This window comes from Oceanibaculum pacificum, from assembly GCF_001618175.1.
GTDB classification, from domain to species: Bacteria; Pseudomonadota; Alphaproteobacteria; order Oceanibaculales; family Oceanibaculaceae; genus Oceanibaculum; species Oceanibaculum pacificum.
This window is the reverse complement of sequence record NZ_LPXN01000162.1, coordinates 1-14,633: the sequence shown is the minus strand read 5'-3', so window position 1 is coordinate 14,633 and position 14,633 is coordinate 1. Positions and strand designations below refer to the sequence as shown.

Annotated in this window: 16 protein-coding genes; 10 read left to right on the top strand and 6 right to left on the bottom strand. The window is 65.4% G+C overall.

The window, feature by feature from the left end:
- Positions 1 to 170: 170 nt before the first annotated feature.
- Positions 171 to 1,979, top strand: a complete 1,809-nt coding sequence (gene lepA / locus AUP43_RS17140; protein ID WP_067559940.1) for a translation elongation factor 4 — start codon at positions 171 to 173, stop codon at positions 1,977 to 1,979.
- Between the two features lie 148 nt (positions 1,980 to 2,127).
- On the opposite strand, the gene AUP43_RS17135 is transcribed toward lepA, so the two are convergent.
- Positions 2,128 to 2,886 (bottom strand): PhoH family protein, encoded by a 759-nt coding sequence (locus AUP43_RS17135; protein WP_067559938.1) that lies wholly within the window; start codon positions 2,884 to 2,886, stop codon positions 2,128 to 2,130.
- A gap of 391 nt (positions 2,887 to 3,277) precedes the next feature.
- Here AUP43_RS17135 and AUP43_RS17130 point away from each other — a divergent pair, with 391 nt between their 5' ends.
- The gene (locus tag AUP43_RS17130) at positions 3,278 to 3,781 is read left to right on the top strand and encodes a TspO/MBR family protein (RefSeq protein ID WP_067559936.1); all 504 of its coding nucleotides are present in this window, start codon (positions 3,278 to 3,280) and stop codon (positions 3,779 to 3,781) included.
- Here the strand turns inward: AUP43_RS17130 and AUP43_RS17125 are convergent.
- On the bottom strand, positions 3,778 to 5,460 hold the full coding sequence (locus tag AUP43_RS17125) for a methyl-accepting chemotaxis protein (protein WP_067559934.1): 1,683 nt from the start codon (positions 5,458 to 5,460) through the stop codon (positions 3,778 to 3,780). The two genes, AUP43_RS17130 and AUP43_RS17125, sit on opposite strands and share 4 nt — an antisense overlap.
- Before the next feature lie 92 nt (positions 5,461 to 5,552).
- The gene (locus AUP43_RS17120) at positions 5,553 to 6,251 is read right to left on the bottom strand and encodes an SDR family oxidoreductase (protein WP_067559932.1); all 699 of its coding nucleotides are present in this window, start codon (positions 6,249 to 6,251) and stop codon (positions 5,553 to 5,555) included.
- A gap of 99 nt (positions 6,252 to 6,350) precedes the next feature.
- Here AUP43_RS17120 and AUP43_RS17115 point away from each other — a divergent pair, with 99 nt between their 5' ends.
- Entirely contained in the window at positions 6,351 to 7,181 is an 831-nt protein-coding gene (locus tag AUP43_RS17115) for a polyphosphate kinase 2 family protein (protein ID WP_067559930.1), read from the top strand.
- A gap of 3 nt (positions 7,182 to 7,184) precedes the next feature.
- On the opposite strand, the gene AUP43_RS17110 is transcribed toward AUP43_RS17115, so the two are convergent.
- Entirely contained in the window at positions 7,185 to 7,739 is a 555-nt protein-coding gene (locus tag AUP43_RS17110) for a PAS domain-containing protein (RefSeq protein WP_067559928.1), read from the bottom strand.
- Positions 7,740 to 7,897: 158 nt separating this feature from the next.
- Between AUP43_RS17110 and AUP43_RS17105 the strand changes: the two genes are divergently transcribed.
- Positions 7,898 to 8,281, top strand: a complete 384-nt coding sequence (locus AUP43_RS17105; protein WP_067559926.1) for a hypothetical protein — start codon at positions 7,898 to 7,900, stop codon at positions 8,279 to 8,281.
- Between the two features lie 113 nt (positions 8,282 to 8,394).
- Here the strand turns inward: AUP43_RS17105 and AUP43_RS17100 are convergent, their stop codons facing one another.
- On the bottom strand, positions 8,395 to 9,075 hold the full coding sequence (locus AUP43_RS17100; protein ID WP_067559924.1) for an SOS response-associated peptidase: 681 nt from the start codon (positions 9,073 to 9,075) through the stop codon (positions 8,395 to 8,397).
- Between the two features lie 84 nt (positions 9,076 to 9,159).
- On the opposite strand from AUP43_RS17100, the gene AUP43_RS17095 reads away from it, so the two are divergent.
- Positions 9,160 to 10,173 carry a P1 family peptidase gene (locus AUP43_RS17095; protein ID WP_157089410.1) on the top strand — a complete coding sequence of 338 codons (1,014 nt, stop codon included), beginning with the start codon at positions 9,160 to 9,162 and terminating at the stop codon, positions 10,171 to 10,173.
- Positions 10,174 to 10,232: 59 nt separating this feature from the next.
- Here AUP43_RS17095 and AUP43_RS17090 read toward each other — a convergent pair whose 3' ends face one another.
- Complete coding sequence (locus AUP43_RS17090; RefSeq protein ID WP_067559920.1) at positions 10,233 to 10,883, bottom strand: alpha/beta hydrolase; 651 nt, start codon at positions 10,881 to 10,883, stop codon at positions 10,233 to 10,235.
- A gap of 218 nt (positions 10,884 to 11,101) precedes the next feature.
- Between AUP43_RS17090 and cysE the strand changes: the two genes are divergently transcribed.
- The 5 genes from cysE (at position 11,102) to tenA (ending at position 14,565) form a co-directional block, all read left to right on the top strand.
- Positions 11,102 to 11,842, top strand: coding sequence for a serine O-acetyltransferase (cysE, locus tag AUP43_RS17085; protein ID WP_067559918.1), 741 nt, complete (start codon positions 11,102 to 11,104; stop codon positions 11,840 to 11,842).
- Positions 11,843 to 11,855: 13 nt separating this feature from the next.
- Entirely contained in the window at positions 11,856 to 12,320 is a 465-nt protein-coding gene (locus AUP43_RS17080; RefSeq protein ID WP_067559916.1) for an Rrf2 family transcriptional regulator, read from the top strand.
- 2 nt (positions 12,321 to 12,322) lie between these two features.
- Positions 12,323 to 13,462 (top strand): cysteine desulfurase family protein, encoded by a 1,140-nt coding sequence (locus tag AUP43_RS17075; RefSeq protein ID WP_067559914.1) that lies wholly within the window; start codon positions 12,323 to 12,325, stop codon positions 13,460 to 13,462.
- A 77-nt stretch (positions 13,463 to 13,539) separates the two neighbouring features.
- The gene (locus AUP43_RS17070; RefSeq protein WP_067559912.1) at positions 13,540 to 13,869 is read left to right on the top strand and encodes a ferredoxin family 2Fe-2S iron-sulfur cluster binding protein; all 330 of its coding nucleotides are present in this window, start codon (positions 13,540 to 13,542) and stop codon (positions 13,867 to 13,869) included.
- Between the two features lie 6 nt (positions 13,870 to 13,875).
- Entirely contained in the window at positions 13,876 to 14,565 is a 690-nt protein-coding gene (gene tenA / locus AUP43_RS17065; protein ID WP_067559910.1) for a thiaminase II, read from the top strand.
- The last annotated feature ends 68 nt before the right edge of the window (positions 14,566 to 14,633 follow it).

Genomic DNA, 14,633 nt, shown 5'->3' with positions numbered 1-14,633 from the left:
CCTCGCCCTGAGGAGCCGGCGTCAACGAAGTTGGCGGCGGCGTCTCGAAGGGTAAGGCGGCCGCTCTGGCCATTTGGCGCATCGCCACATATTTTCCTAGCCGCCGGCCGCGCCTTTCGGCAAACAGGTCGGTGACAGGAATTCTGGATCAGGAAAGCGTTTCGATACCCATGTCGATCCCGCAGAAGAACATTCGCAACTTCGCCATCGTGGCCCATATAGACCACGGCAAGTCGACGCTGGCCGACCGGTTGATCGAGCGCTGCCTGAAGATGATGGCGCGCGACATGAAGGAGCAATTGCTCGATTCGATGGATATCGAGCGCGAGCGCGGTATCACCATCAAGGCGCAGACTGTGCGCCTGCCCTACATCGCCAAGGATGGGCAGGAATATCTGCTGAACCTGATCGACACGCCCGGCCATGTCGACTTCACCTACGAGGTCAGCCGCTCGCTGGCGGCCTGCGAGGGCTCGCTGCTGCTGGTCGACGCCAGCCAGGGCGTGGAGGCGCAGACGCTGGCCAATGTCTATCTGGCGCTGGATTCCAACCATGAGATCGTGCCGGTCCTGAACAAGGTGGACCTGCCCGCCGCCGATGTGGACCGGGTGAAGCAGCAGATCGAGGATGTGATCGGGCTGGACGCCTCCGACGCGATCCCGATTTCCGCCAAGACCGGCGTCGGCATCGACGATGTGCTGGAAGCCATCGTCACCCGCCTGCCCGCCCCGGTGGAGGCCGACCCGCAGGCCTCTCTGCGCGCACTGCTGCTGGATAGCTGGTACGATGCCTATCTGGGCGTCATCATCCTGGTGCGCATCGTCGACGGCACCCTGAAGAAGGGCATGAAAATCCGCATGATGGCGACCGGGGCCGCCCACCCGGTCGACCGGGTGGGCGTGTTCAGCCCGAAGATGTTGGAAGTCGAGTCCCTCGGGCCGGGCGAGTTGGGCTACATCACCGCCGGCATCAAGACCGTGGCCGATTGCCGCGTGGGCGACACGCTGACCGAGGAACGCCGCCCGGCGACCAAGATGCTGCCCGGCTTCAAGCCCTCCATCCCGGTCGTGTTCTGCGGCCTGTTCCCGGTCGACGCTGCCGATTACGAGCATCTGCGCGACAGCCTGGGCAAGCTGGCGCTGAACGATTCCAGCTTCCATTACGAGGCGGAAAGCTCGGCGGCGCTGGGCTTCGGCTTCCGCTGCGGGTTCCTGGGACTGCTGCATCTTGAGATCATCCAGGAGCGGCTGGAGCGTGAATTCGACCTCGATCTCATCACCACCGCGCCCAGCGTGGTCTACAAGATCCACATGAATGACGGCTCGATGATCGAGCTGCACAATCCGGCCGACTTCCCCGACGTGGTGAAGATCGACCGCATTGAGGAGCCGTGGATCAAGGCCACCATCTTCGTGCCGGACGAATATCTCGGTCCGATCCTCACGCTGTGCACCGAGCGGCGCGGCGAGCAGATCGAGCTGACCTATGTCGGCAACCGCGCCATGGTGATCTACCGCCTGCCGCTGAACGAGGTGGTGTTCGACTTCTACGACCGGCTGAAATCGATCAGCCGGGGCTATGCCAGCTTCGACTACCAGCTCGATTCCTATGTCGAGGGCGATCTGGTGAAGGTGTCCATCCTGGTCAATCAGGAGCCGGTGGACGCGCTGTCCATGCTGGTGCATCGCAGCCAGGCCGATTTCCGCGGCCGCTCGATCTGCGAGCGGCTGAAGGATCTGATCCCGCGCCAGCTGTTCAAGATCGCCATCCAGGCGGCCATCGGCGGCCGGGTCATCGCCCGCGAGACCGTGGCCGCGATGCGCAAGGACGTGACCGCCAAATGCTATGGCGGTGACGTCAGCCGCAAGCGCAAGCTGCTGGACAAGCAGAAGGAAGGCAAGAAGCGGATGCGGCAGTTCGGCTCCGTCGAAATCCCGCAATCCGCCTTCATCGCCGCGCTGAAGATGGGCGATAACTGAGGGCAACCCCAGCTCGCCTCACTCCCTCTCTCCCTCGGGCTCGACCCGCCCATGGCACTGGGGGTCCATTCGACCGCACAACGCGCTCGCTCGATGGATGGTCGGGTCAAGCCCGACCATCGCGCAGGAGAAACGAAACTTTCCCCGCTTACAGCACCGTCAGCATGCTGGCGACAAGCGGGTGGCGGACGATGTCCTTTTCCTTCAGCTGGACCACGGCGATGTCGTCGAGCGAGGAAAGCCGGTGGGCGATCTCGGCGAGGCCGGAAAGCTCCGGCAGCAGGTCGGTCTGGTCGGGATCGCCGGTCAGGATCATGGTGGAGTTCCAGCCCAGGCGGGTCAGCAGCATCTTGATCTGGCCGTAGGTGCAGTTCTGCGCCTCGTCGATAACGATATAGGCGTTGTTCAGCGTGCGGCCGCGCATATAGGCGACCGGCGCGATCTCGATCGAACCGTCGGCCATCAGCGCCTTCAGCCGCTTGCCGCCCAGCCGCTCGTTCAGCGCGTCATAGAGCGGACGCAGATAGGGGGCCAGCTTGTCCTCCAAGCTGCCCGGCAAGTAGCCCAGGCTTTCCCCCGCCTCGACCGCCGGGCGGGTCAGCAGGATGCGGGCCACCTTGCCAGCCTCGAACGCCTCCACCGCCTTGGCGATGGCGAGATAGGTCTTGCCGGTGCCCGCCGGGCCGACCGCGACCACCATATGCTTGCTGTCCATCGCCTTCAGCAGCGCGGTCTGGTTCTCGCTCATCGGGCGGATGGATTTCACATATCGCTGCTCCCGGCCGGCCTCGTCATGCCCCTCGTCCAACGGGTGCCACCCCGGGGTGCCGGGGAACAGGGCTCTGACATTCGCTTCGCGCGGCTTCGACTCGCGGGACTGCGCCTGACGGGTGGAACGCTTGGCCATACTGCAAGCTCCTCAGGTGAGAGACTGGAATGAACGGATGCGGCCGGAAACGAAAAAACCTCCCGAAGGGAGGCTTTTCAGACAGGTCGAGAGGATGTGCGCGGAGAACCGGGATGCCAGTGCTGCGAGAGATGCCGGTGCACCTCCCAGATCACGCCGGGCGGCATGCTGGGGCGGCCTGTATGCATCGAGCACCGGCAGCGTGAACATGGCGGCGATTCTCCCCCTGCTCATTTCCGACAAACAAAGTGTAATCCCGCATTGCAGCGTATGTAAGCAGCAATTTGGGGGGTCACTAAAGATTCACACCACATGTAGAGGGTGTGCGCCGCTGGCGAACGGACCATATCTGTATAGCGACAAGCTACTCACCCCAACAGGAAAGCCGGCAATGAGCATGGAAGATCAGGCGGATAAGCAGAAACGCCCGCGCGCGCTGCTGGGATTGGCCGGCTTTCTGGGGCTCTGCCTGATCGTCTCGGCGCTGGGCGGGGCGATTACCGCTACTTCCGTCGGCGACTGGTACCAGACGCTGGCGAAACCATCCTTCAACCCGCCGGACTGGGTGTTCGGCCCGGTCTGGACTGTGCTCTACATCATGATGGCGGTTGCCGGCTGGCGCATCTGGCGGCGGCATGGCTTTGGCGGCGTGCCCATCGCCATGAGCCTGTTCGGCGCGCAACTGGCGTTGAATTTGGCCTGGTCCTTCCTGTTCTTCGGCCTGCGCTCGCCCAGCCTGGCGCTGATCGATATCTTCCTGCTGCTGATCGCCATATTGGGAACGATGGGGGCGTTCCGGCCATGCGACCGGATCGCCTTCTGGCTGCTGGTGCCCTATGCGCTGTGGGTGACCTACGCCACGGTGCTGAACGCCGCCATCGTCTATCTGAATTAGGCCGCGCGAATCGAGGCCAGGAAGCCGTCGACCTCGCCATTCAGACGGTCGGCCTGCTGTTTCAGCAGCTCCGAAGTATCGACCACCTCGCCGGAAAGCTGGCCGGTGACCGACACCGCCTCTGAAACCCCGGCGATGTTCTGGTTCACTTGCTGGGTGCCGACCGAGGCCTGCTGCACGTTGCGGGCGATCTCCTGCGTGGCCGCGCCCTGCTCCTCCACCGCCGAGGCGATGGTGGTGGAAATCTGGTTGATCTCCCGGATCGTGTTGCCGATACCCTCGATGGCGCTGACTGACTGGCGTGTGGCGTCCTGAATGGCGGCGATCTGCCGGGCGATGTCCTCGGTCGCCTTGCCGGTCTGATTGGCCAGGTTCTTCACCTCCGACGCCACCACGGCGAAGCCCTTGCCGGCCTCCCCGGCGCGCGCCGCCTCAATGGTGGCATTCAGCGCCAGAAGGTTGGTCTGTTCGGCGATCTCGTTGATCAGCCGCACCACCTCCTCGATCTTGTCGGCAGCCTCGGCCAGGCCGCGCACCACCTCGTTGGTGCGGGCGGCATCCTCCACCGCCTTGCCGGCCACGCCGGCGGCCTGCGCCACCTGTCGGCTGATCTCGCCGATCGAGCTGGACAGCTCCTCCGCCGCGGTGGCGACGGTCTGCACATTCGTAGAAGCCTGCTCGGACGCCGCCGATACCGTCATCGCCTTGCCCGAGGCGTCGCGTGCATTGTCCGACATGGCGCCGGCCGTCACCGTCATCTGCTGCGCCGCGCCAGCCACCTGGGCGACCAGGCCGCGCACGCTCTGCTCGAAGGAATTGGCCATCTTGATCATGTCTTTGCGGCGTTCCACCTCGGCCTCGCGCTTCATCTGCTCCTGCTGAGCCTCAAGCAGGGCGCGCTGCCGGCCATTTTCCTTGAACACCTCCACGGTCTTGGCCATGGCGCCGATCTCGTCGCCGCGCGCGGCCTCGGGAATCTCGATCTCGTATTCGCCTTCTGACAGCCGCACCATGCGCTGGCGCAGGGTGCCCAGCGGCTTCTGGATGGACCGGTTCATCAGCGCCGCGCACAGCAGACCGACCAGGGCTATCGCCAGGCCGACAAGCGAGAACTTCACCGCGTTGTCCAGGAAGTCGGCCCAAAGCTCGTCTGTATAGAAACCGGTGCCAATCATCACCTGCCAGGGCTCATAGCCCATCGCATAGCTGTATTTGCCGATCGGCTCGTTCGAGCCGGCCTTCGGCCAATGATAGTAGACCGATCCGCCGCCGGCCTTGGCCGCCTTGATCAGCTCGACCACCAGCATGACGCCATCCCGATCCTTGAGGCCGGACATGTCGGTGCCTTCCAGCTGCGGACGGGCTGGGTGGGCCCAATTTATGCCGTCATAGCCGATGGTGAAAACATACTCTTCATTATCCTGATACCACATGGAGCGGACGGCGTCGTTGAATAGCTTCTTCGCCTCCTCTTGGGAAAATTCCCCGGCCTTCGCCCGTTCGTCCAGAGCCTTGGCCTGGGATCGGGTCGTCTCCACCACCGCCCGCACCTTCTCCACATGCAGGTCGATCAGAAGCTGGTGAATCTGTTGCACGGCCACGCCGATGCACAGGATGGCGCTCAATGCGATAAGCCCCGCCAACAGCCATAGCTTGGCGGAGATGGAAATGCTCTTCATGTAATCCTCCGGACCCCACAGGTGTTTATTAACTATATTTTGCCCTGTGATAGCCCGGAAGAATTAAGAATCCCTTATGAAAGGGGCGGCATTTACACGAAACGCGTCAACCCGCCATCCACGCGCACGCTCTGGCCGGTGACATAGCTGGCGCCGTCGGACAGCAAAAAGGCAACGACGCTGGCGATTTCGTCGGCCGCACCATAGCGCTGCATCGGGATGCGGCCGCGCCGCGCCTCCTTCTCCGGCAGGCTGTCGATGAAGCCGGGCAGCACGCAGTTCATCCGGATGCCCGCCGCTGCATGCTCGTCGGCATACAGCTTGCTCCAAGCCCCCAACGCGGCGCGCAGGGTGGTCATCGGGAAATCCGCCTCCGGCTCCAGCGCGGCATAGGAGGACAGGTTCACGATGCTGCCCTTGCCCTGCGCCTGCATGATCGGCGTCACCAGCCGGGCCACCCGGATGACGTTCAACAGCACCATGTCGAGGCCGGTATGCCAATCCGCGTCGGTCAGCGACAATACCGCACCCTTGGGCGGATGGCCGGTATTGTTGACCACCGCGTCGATGCGGCCATAGCTGTCCATCGCCAGATCGACCAGCCGCTGCAGATCGGCCGGCTCGGTAACGCTGCCGCGGATCGCCTTGCCGCCCAGCTCCTCCGCCAACCCCAGCACCGTCTCGCCGGGCGACAGCAGCACCGGCGTGTAGCCCTGCCGGGCCAGTTCGCGCGCAATCGCCGCCCCGATGCCCCGCCCCGCCGCCGTCACCAATGCAACCTTCTGCGTCATGATCGCTTTCACCCTTTATGCGATATCGATAGGGCGGCATCTTGCCGCGATCCCACCGAACCGCCTACCCTGCAAAACACACCGACCGGAAGGAAGCCGATGGGAAATGGCAAGAAGGACGCTTTGGCATCGCCCGAGACCGCGTTCCTGGCCGATAGGCGCCCGACCCTCTCCACGCTGAAGAACGATTATTCGCTGAAAGGCGAGATGTATGAGGCGATGCTATCGCCGTTGCAGACGCAGCTTCAACTCATCCAGCAGGCGTTCCTTGGCAGCAAGGAGCGCGCGGTGATCGTGCTGGAGGGCTGGGATACGGCCGGCAAGGGCGGGCTGGTGAAGCGACTGGGCTGGAGCTTCGATCCGCGCAGCTTCCACGTCCATCCGATCGGCGCGCCGCAGCCGCATGAGGCACGGCAGCACTACCTGCAACGCTTCTGGCGGCGACTGCCGGATTACAGCCGGATCGTGCTGTTCGACCGGTCCTGGTATGGCCGGGTGCTGGTGGAAAGGGTCGAGGGGCTGATCCCGCCGCCGGATTGGAAGCGCGCCTACCGCGAGATCAACGAGTTCGAGCGCCAATTGACGGATGATGGCGTGCGGCTGGTGAAACTGTTCCTGCACATTACGCCCGACGAGCAGTTGCAGCGCTTCCGCGACCGGCTGGAAAACCCGCTAAAGCGCTGGAAACTGACCTATGAGGATTTCCGCAACCGGGCGCGTTGGACGGACTATGAGGAAGCCATCGAGGATATGATCGAAAAGACCTCGACCGCCGATTCGCCCTGGCATGTCATCCCGGCCAACAGCAAGAATTTCGCCCGCATCGCCGGTATCCGCATCATTACCGACCGGCTGGGGCGCGGCATCGACACCACGCCCAAGCCGCTGACGCCGGAATTCCTGGCCGCCGCGAACGCCGCGCTGAAATAGCCGCTACAGGCTGGATTCGCTCCAGGACGGGCCGCCGTCGACAGGCAGAAACGTGCGCACCTGCCGGGTCGATACCAGCCCGCGCGGCGCGTTCTCCGCCGTCCAGCTATGCAATGTGGCGCCCAGCAACCGCTTCACCGTCCCCTTGGAATCGGCCAGCGGAAGGATCAGCCGTTCGCCCTGCGCCGGGTGCGTCGCCTCGGAATAGATCCGGCCATAGGTGTACATCAGGCAGGGCCCCTCCAGGCATTGGTCGAAATAGCCCTGGACCCGCGGGAGGGCGCTGGCGATCACCAGCTGGTCGAGGTAACGCCCGGTCATATCGCCATCATAGGCGATGCCGACATGGCTGCCCATCATCAGGTAGAGATAGCGCCGGGGCGTGCCCTTCGCCTCCACCAGCCACAGCATCGCGGAGATCGACGAGGCAAGCCGTGGTTCCAGGCTCTCCCAGCTGGGAACAGCGCCCTTGGCCTCCAGTAGGTTGGCCCAGCTCCGCGCCAGCGCCTTCAGCCGCTCATCGTAGATCGTTGTATTCGCGTCGATATCCAGACGCATGAATGCCCCTGCGCTGCGGATGCCTCAGAATATCGAATCTAGGCCGCGCGAGACAGCCTGCAATTGTTAAGCTTTCGGATATCAAATCCCATTGCGCTTTTATGCCAGGCAAACCTTATGATGTGCTGGCATAACAGCGCGACCTGATGGAGAGCGCGATGAGCAAGATCACCCGGGTGCAAGTCGGCGAGAAGGTCGACCGGCTGCTATCCAAGGATATGATGGACCGCGAGGCGCGCAAGCAACTGGCGCACTTCATGGAGCGCATCGAGCTGGCGGTGTTCACCGCCAACCGCGAGGTCATTCATGCCCGCATTCCCCAGCTAAACCAGTCCAGCTTCCTGAAATTCGCCACCCGCGTCGCCGAGCTGCGGGCCGACTATCTGGCGCAGTCGCTCGCGCTGGCCACCTCCTCCGGCCGCCCGAACGCCCAGGCCATCGCCGAGCTGCGCGCGGTGCGCGAAGCCTATGAAGAGCTGCTGCACGCCTTCGACGCCATGCAGCGCGCCATCGAACGCGGCTACGCCGACATCGCGCCGTAGCCTGTCCTTCGAATCGGGGCCGGTCGGCCGGTCTCCCCTCACCTGGCTCCGGCTTAGGAGCAAAGCGACTTAGCCGGAGCCAGGTGAGGGGAGATCCCGAAGCCTGGCGCAGCTCAGAACAGCGCCGCCTGGGCCGGCGCGGGCTGTAGCAGCATCGCCGCGTCGTTGCGGACATTGCCGACCGCCGGAGAGACCGGCCAGGCCTCCATGCGCGTGGCCGGGAACAGCCTGATCAGCGCCTGCGCCATCGCCGCCGTGCCGGTCAGCCAGCGCTCGTAATCGGCCGGGTCCAGAATGACCGGCATGCGGTCATGAATATCAGCCATCAGCACATTCGGCTCCGTCGTCAGCAGCGCCACCGTTTCCAGCGCCTGGCCATCCGCGCCAGTCCAGGACGACCAGATGCCGGCCAGGCCGAAACAGTCCGCGTCGCGCACGCGAATGGCGAAGGGCTGCCGGTCCGGCGCGCTGCGCCGCCATTCGTAGAAGGCGCTGGCGGGCACGATGCAGCGCCGGCGCTGGAAGGCGTCGCGGAAGGCCGGCTTCTCCGCCACCGTCTCGCCGCGCGCATTGCTGAGCTTGGCGCCCATCGAGGGATTGGCCGCCCAATGCGGCACCAGCCCCCAGCGCAGGCTGGCCAGCTCCCGCCCGCCGCCGGGCATGGCGCGCACCGTTACTATCGGCGTCTGCGGGGCGATATTGTAGCGTGGCCGCCAATCGCGCACCTCGCCCTTCGCTGCAAACAATTGGCGCAGTATCTCCGGCGGCTGGGAAAGGGCGTAGCGTCCACACATGGGCCTGCGAGATATCACGTGCAGGCCGCCAGCGCCATGCTAAGACAGCGATAGGATTGACCGATCGAGGAAGTCTCTGCACCGATGCGCGCGCGTGAACTGAACATCGCACCCGGCGGCCTGAAGACCGGGCCGCTGAACGCCATCACCGACGTCGCAGGGGTGCGCGTCGGCCATGTCACCGTAAAGCAGGGCGCACGCATCCGCACCGGGGCGACGGCGATCCTGCCGCATGGCGGCAACCCGTTTCAGGACAAGGTGCCGGCCGGCCTGGCGGTGTTCAACGGCTTCGGCAAGATGGCCGGTGCAACGCAGCTTATCGAGCTGGGCGAGATCGAAACCCCGATCCTGCTGACCAACACGCTGGCGGTCGGCCGCGCCATCGAGGCGATCAATTGCTGGACCCTGGCGCAGCCGGGCAATGAGCGCGTCGCCTCGCTGAATGCCGTTGTGGGCGAGACCAATGATGGACGGCTGAACGATATCCGCCAGCCCTTCCCCACCGTCGAACAGATGCGGGAAGCCATCGACAGCGCCACCGACGGGCCAGTCATGGAAGGCGCAGTCGGCGCCGGCAGCGGCACGGTCGCCTTCGGCCGCAAGGGCGGCATCGGCACCAGCTCGCGCAAGCTGGGCCGCAAGCAGGGCGGCTATAGCGTCGGGGTGCTGGTGCAGTCGAACTATGGCGGCGACCTGCGCATCGACGGCAGGCCGCTGGGCGACGCTCAGGCCGATGTCGACGGCTCTATCATGATGGTGCTGGCGACCGACGCGCCGCTGTCCGACCGCAATCTGCGCCGCCTGGCGATGCGCTGCCATGGCGGGCTGGCGCGCACCGGGGCGGCGCTCAGCAACGGTTCCGGCGATTACGCCATCGCCTTCTCGACCGCCGAGGCGGTGCGCCGCACGCCGGAGCGCCGGATGCAGGCGAGCCCGATCCTCGATCTGCCGAACGACCTGCTCTCGCCGCTGTTCCTTGCCGCCATTGAAGCGACCGAGGAGGCGATCCTGAATTCCCTGCTGATGGCCGAGGATACCGAGGGCCACGACACGCTGAAGGACCGCCCGGCGCGCATTGAGGCGCTGCGGCTGAAGTGAAAAGCCAGAGGGAAAACGACTTCTTCTTCCCTTGTCAGGCCCGGCAACGACAAAACACCTTACGCTTCGGCGGGGACCAGGGCCTTGTCGAGGTAATTATCGACATGGCCGATCATCTCGTCGAGACGGCCGGTGAAGAAATGGTTGGCCCCGTCGACCAGGCGGTAGTCGATGGTGATGCCGCGCTGATGCGAGAGCTTGTCGACCAGTTTCTTCACCGATTCCTGCGGCACGATATCGTCTGCCGTGCCCTGCACCACGAGGCCCGAGGAAGGGCATGGGGCGAGGAAGGTGAAATCGAACATGTTGGCCGGCGGAGCGATGGAAATGAAGCCGTTTATCTCCGGCCGGCGCATCAGGAGCTGCATGCCGATCCAGGCCCCGAAGGAGAAGCCGGCGATCCAGCACTGGTTGGCATTGGGGTTGTAGGTCTGCAGCCAGTCCAGCGCGGAGGCGGCGTCCGACAGTTCGCCCTCGCCACGGTCATAGACGCCCTGCGAGCGCCCGACACCGCGGAAATTGAAGCGCAGCACGGAGAAGCCGCGATCGGCGAAGGTCTGGTACAGCGAATAGACGATCTTGTTGTTCATCGTCCCGCCATGCTGCGGATGCGGGTGCAGCATAAGCGCGATGGGGGCATTGGGCTGCTTGCCGTGCTGGTAGCGACCTTCGAGCCGGCCTTCCGGACCGTTAAAAATAACCTCGGGCATCTATGCTCTTGCCTCTTCCTCGACGCTTCGATCGGAACCAATGTCCCAGCTACCCGGTAAGGTATTGGGCGGGAGCCCCTGGGAACGGCGCATGCTAAACTTGATCGTCAGACTCGGGTATCTTATATCCAACTCGACCCGCCCGCCGACGCGGCCGCATGAGCAGCTGGACACACGAGGATCGACGGGGCCGGGACTATATCATGGTGGGGTGGTCAATGTTCAAGAAACTCGGCGAGGACATAGCAGCCATCATGGCGCGTGACCCCGCCGCGAAATCGCGGCTGGAGGTCGTGCTGTGCTACCCCGGTTTCCACGCGCTGCTGCTGTATCGGCTGGCGAACGCCGCCTGGCGGCGCGGCTGGTTCCTGCTGGGCCGCTTCCTGTCCCATGTCGGCCGGGTGCTGACCGGCATCGAGATTCACCCCGGCGCCACCATCGGCCGGCGCTTCTTTGTCGATCACGGCATGGGCGTGGTGATCGGCGAGACGGCGCAGGTCGGCGACGATGTCACCCTTTACCAGGGCGTCACCCTGGGCGGCACCTCGCTGCATCAGGGCAAGCGCCACCCGACGCTGGAGGATGGCGTGATCGTCGGTTCCGGCGCGCAGGTGCTGGGCCCGCTGACCGTCGGCAAGGGTGCGCGCGTTGGCGCCAACGCCGTGGTGCTGAAGGATGTGGCGGCTGGCGTCACCGTGGTCGGCATTCCGGCCCAGGTGGCGATCAGCCGCGCCAAGCAGCAGGACACGGATTTCTGCGCCTATGGCACCTCGATCGACATGCCGGACCCGGTCGCCCGCGCGCTGGACGGGCTGCTGGGTGAAGTGACCGCGCTGAAGGCCCGCGTCGCAGAGCTGGAGGGCGCCCCCGCTGCCGGGGCCCCCGCGAACGGCTCCAACGGCCATCGCCCCGATCCGCGCCCCGATCCGCGCCCTGGCGCCTCGCGCGACGGGAATTGACAGGAGGCCGGCAATGAGGCTCAGCACAAAGGGGCGCTACGCCGTCATGGCGCTGGTCGATCTGGCCGGCACCAGCCAGGGTCACCCCATCGCCCTGGCGGACATCGCCGAGCGGCAGGAAATCTCGCTCTCCTATCTCGAACAGCTTTTCGCCAAGCTGCGGCGCGGCGGGCTGGTGCGCAGCGTGCGCGGCCCTGGGGGCGGCTATCTGCTGGCCCGCAAATCCGGCGAGACGCGCATCTCCGATATCATCCTGGCGGTCGACGAACCAATCCGCGCGACGCGCTGCGCCCCCGGCTCCCCCGCCGGCTGCAAGGGCAATAACAGCCGCTGCGCCACCCACGATCTCTGGGAGGAGCTGGGCAACCAGATTCATCTCTACCTCAATTCCGTCACGCTGGAGGATGTAGTCGCCAACCGCATCCTCGGCACCAGCCGGCTGATGTCGCCAGCGGGCGTCGGCGCGGCGGCGGAATAGCCATGCCGGAGCGCATCTATCTCGACAGCAACGCGACCGCGCCGATCCGGCCGGAAGCGATCGCCGCCATGGTCGCGATGATGGAGGAAGGCGGCAACCCCTCCTCCATCCACGCCGCCGGCCGCGCCGCGCGCAAGCGGGTGGAGGATGCCCGGCGCGCCGTCGCCGCGCTGATCGGGGCCGATGCCACGCGGCTGATCTTCACCAGCGGCGGCACAGAGGCGAACGCGCTGGCGCTGCTGGGCAGCGGCCGGCCGCGCATCCTGTATTCCGCCATCGAGCATGATTCGGTGCGCGCGGTCCACGCCAAGGCGGAGGCGGTGCCGGTCACGCGCGACGGCCTTATCGACCTCGCGGCGCTGGAGGCCATGCTGCGCGAGGATGACCAATCCGCTCCCCGGCCGCCCCCCCGGCCGACCATCGTCTCGCTGATGCTGGCGAACAACGAGACCGGCATCGTCCAACCGGTCGCCAGCGCGGCCGAGATCGCGCATCGCCATGGCGCGCTGATCCATTGCGACGCCATTCAGGCGGCCGGCAAGATCCCGGTGGATGTGGCCGAACTGGGAGTCGATTTCCTCAGCGTCTCGGCGCACAAGATCGGCGGGCCGCCCGGCGTCGGCGCGCTCTATATCGCCGCCGGCCTGGAGGTTGCCGCCCAGCAGCGCGGCGGCGGGCAGGAACGGCGGATGCGCGGCGGCACGGAAAACCTGCCCGGCATCGCCGGTTTCGGCGCGGCGGCGCTGGCGGCAGCCGAGGGGCTGCCGGCCTATCGGGCGCTGGGCGCGTGGCGCGACGCGCTGGAGGCGGGCGTGAAGGCGATCACGCCGGCGGCGATCATCGTCGGCGAAGACTGCGCCCGGCTGCCCAACACCGCCTGCATCGCCCTACCCGGCGTAAAGTCGGACACCATCGTGATGGCGATGGACCTGGCCGGCATCGCCATCAGCGCCGGCTCGGCCTGCTCCTCCGGCAAGGTGGCGGCCTCGCATGTGCTGACCGCCATGCATCTGCCGGTGGAAATCGCCGGCGGCGGCATTCGCATCAGCCTGGGCTGGCGCAGCGAACGCGCCGACATAGATCGCTTCCTCGACGCCTGGCAGGCTTTCGCGCGACGGCAGAAGAATACCGAGGCAGCCTAGCCCGTTGCCTCCATCCGGCGCGACTGATACACACCGCTCCCGTTCCCTATGTAGAAGAAATTTTGAGGTACGCGGCAATGCCGAAGATGGTTTTCATCGATCCGGACGGCACCAGGCACGAAGTCGAGGCCCCGCTGGGCCTGTCCGTGCTGGAAATCGCGCATCGCAACGCAATCGACATCGAGGGCGTGTGCGAGGGCTCGCTGGCCTGCTCGACCTGCCATGTGATCGTCGAGCCGTCGGATTACGACCGGCTGAAGCCGGTCAGCGAGGATGAGGAAGACATGCTCGACCTCGCCTTCGGCCTGACCAAGACATCCCGCCTGGGCTGCCAGATCGTCATGACCGAGGATCTCGACGGGCTGACCGTCCGCCTGCCCTCGGGCACCAACAACGTGATGGGCTGAGGGGCGATGCTGGCGCAAGAGGGCAGCCTGTTCGCCCGGCTGCGCGGCCAGGCGCAGCCGCACTGGTCGGCCTATGTCGGTCATGAGTTCGTGCGCGGCCTGGGCGATGGCAGCCTGCCGCTGCCGGCCTTCAAGCATTATCTCGGCCAGGATTACCTGTTCCTGATCCATTTCGCCCGCGCCTATGCGCTGGCGGTCTACAAGTCCGAGACTCTGGAGGATATGCGCGCGGCCAACGACGCCGTCGGCCACATATTGGCGGAAACCTCGCTGCATCTGCGCTATTGCGCCGAGTGGGGCATGGGCGAGGCCGATGTGGTCGCCTTGCCGGAGGACCCGGCCTGCATGGCCTATACCCGCTATGTGCTGGAACGCGGCATGGCCGGCGATATCCTGGACCTGCAGGTGGCGCTGGCGCCCTGCGTCGTGGGCTATGCGGAAATCGGCCTGACGCTGAAGGCCGATGCCCGCACCCGGCTGGACGGCAATCCCTACCGCGACTGGATTGAGACCTATGGCGGCGATGATTACGTCGCCGTCGCCCGCAAATCGGTCTCCACGCTGGACCGGCTGTTCGCCAGCCGAGGCTCGGAAGCCCGGATTCCCAGCCTGTCCAAGACCTTTACCGAGGCCACCCGCCTGGAAGTCGGCTTCTGGCAGATGGGCCTGGACGTGCTGGAGCACGGCACGGAATAGGGGGCGGTTCATTGAACGGCCTTATGCTTCGAGACGCTCGCTGATGCTCGCTCCTCAGCATGAGGTCA

Excerpts from the sequence above, each read along its gene's own strand:
- lepA (WP_067559940.1), top strand. The coding sequence starts at position 171 with ATGTCGATCCCGCAGAAGAACATTCGCAACTTCGCCATCGTGGCCCAT.
- AUP43_RS17135 (WP_067559938.1), bottom strand. The coding sequence starts at position 2,886 with ATGGCCAAGCGTTCCACCCGTCAGGCGCAGTCCCGCGAGTCGAAGCCG.
- AUP43_RS17130 (WP_067559936.1), top strand. The coding sequence starts at position 3,278 with ATGAGCATGGAAGATCAGGCGGATAAGCAGAAACGCCCGCGCGCGCTG.
- AUP43_RS17125 (WP_067559934.1), bottom strand. The coding sequence starts at position 5,460 with ATGAAGAGCATTTCCATCTCCGCCAAGCTATGGCTGTTGGCGGGGCTT.
- AUP43_RS17120 (WP_067559932.1), bottom strand. The coding sequence starts at position 6,251 with ATGACGCAGAAGGTTGCATTGGTGACGGCGGCGGGGCGGGGCATCGGG.
- AUP43_RS17115 (WP_067559930.1), top strand. The coding sequence starts at position 6,351 with ATGGGAAATGGCAAGAAGGACGCTTTGGCATCGCCCGAGACCGCGTTC.
- AUP43_RS17110 (WP_067559928.1), bottom strand. The coding sequence starts at position 7,739 with ATGCGTCTGGATATCGACGCGAATACAACGATCTACGATGAGCGGCTG.
- AUP43_RS17105 (WP_067559926.1), top strand. The coding sequence starts at position 7,898 with ATGAGCAAGATCACCCGGGTGCAAGTCGGCGAGAAGGTCGACCGGCTG.
- AUP43_RS17100 (WP_067559924.1), bottom strand. The coding sequence starts at position 9,075 with ATGTGTGGACGCTACGCCCTTTCCCAGCCGCCGGAGATACTGCGCCAA.
- AUP43_RS17095 (WP_157089410.1), top strand. The coding sequence starts at position 9,160 with ATGCGCGCGCGTGAACTGAACATCGCACCCGGCGGCCTGAAGACCGGG.
- AUP43_RS17090 (WP_067559920.1), bottom strand. The coding sequence starts at position 10,883 with ATGCCCGAGGTTATTTTTAACGGTCCGGAAGGCCGGCTCGAAGGTCGC.
- cysE (WP_067559918.1), top strand. The coding sequence starts at position 11,102 with ATGTTCAAGAAACTCGGCGAGGACATAGCAGCCATCATGGCGCGTGAC.
- AUP43_RS17080 (WP_067559916.1), top strand. The coding sequence starts at position 11,856 with ATGAGGCTCAGCACAAAGGGGCGCTACGCCGTCATGGCGCTGGTCGAT.
- AUP43_RS17075 (WP_067559914.1), top strand. The coding sequence starts at position 12,323 with ATGCCGGAGCGCATCTATCTCGACAGCAACGCGACCGCGCCGATCCGG.
- AUP43_RS17070 (WP_067559912.1), top strand. The coding sequence starts at position 13,540 with ATGCCGAAGATGGTTTTCATCGATCCGGACGGCACCAGGCACGAAGTC.
- tenA (WP_067559910.1), top strand. The coding sequence starts at position 13,876 with ATGCTGGCGCAAGAGGGCAGCCTGTTCGCCCGGCTGCGCGGCCAGGCG.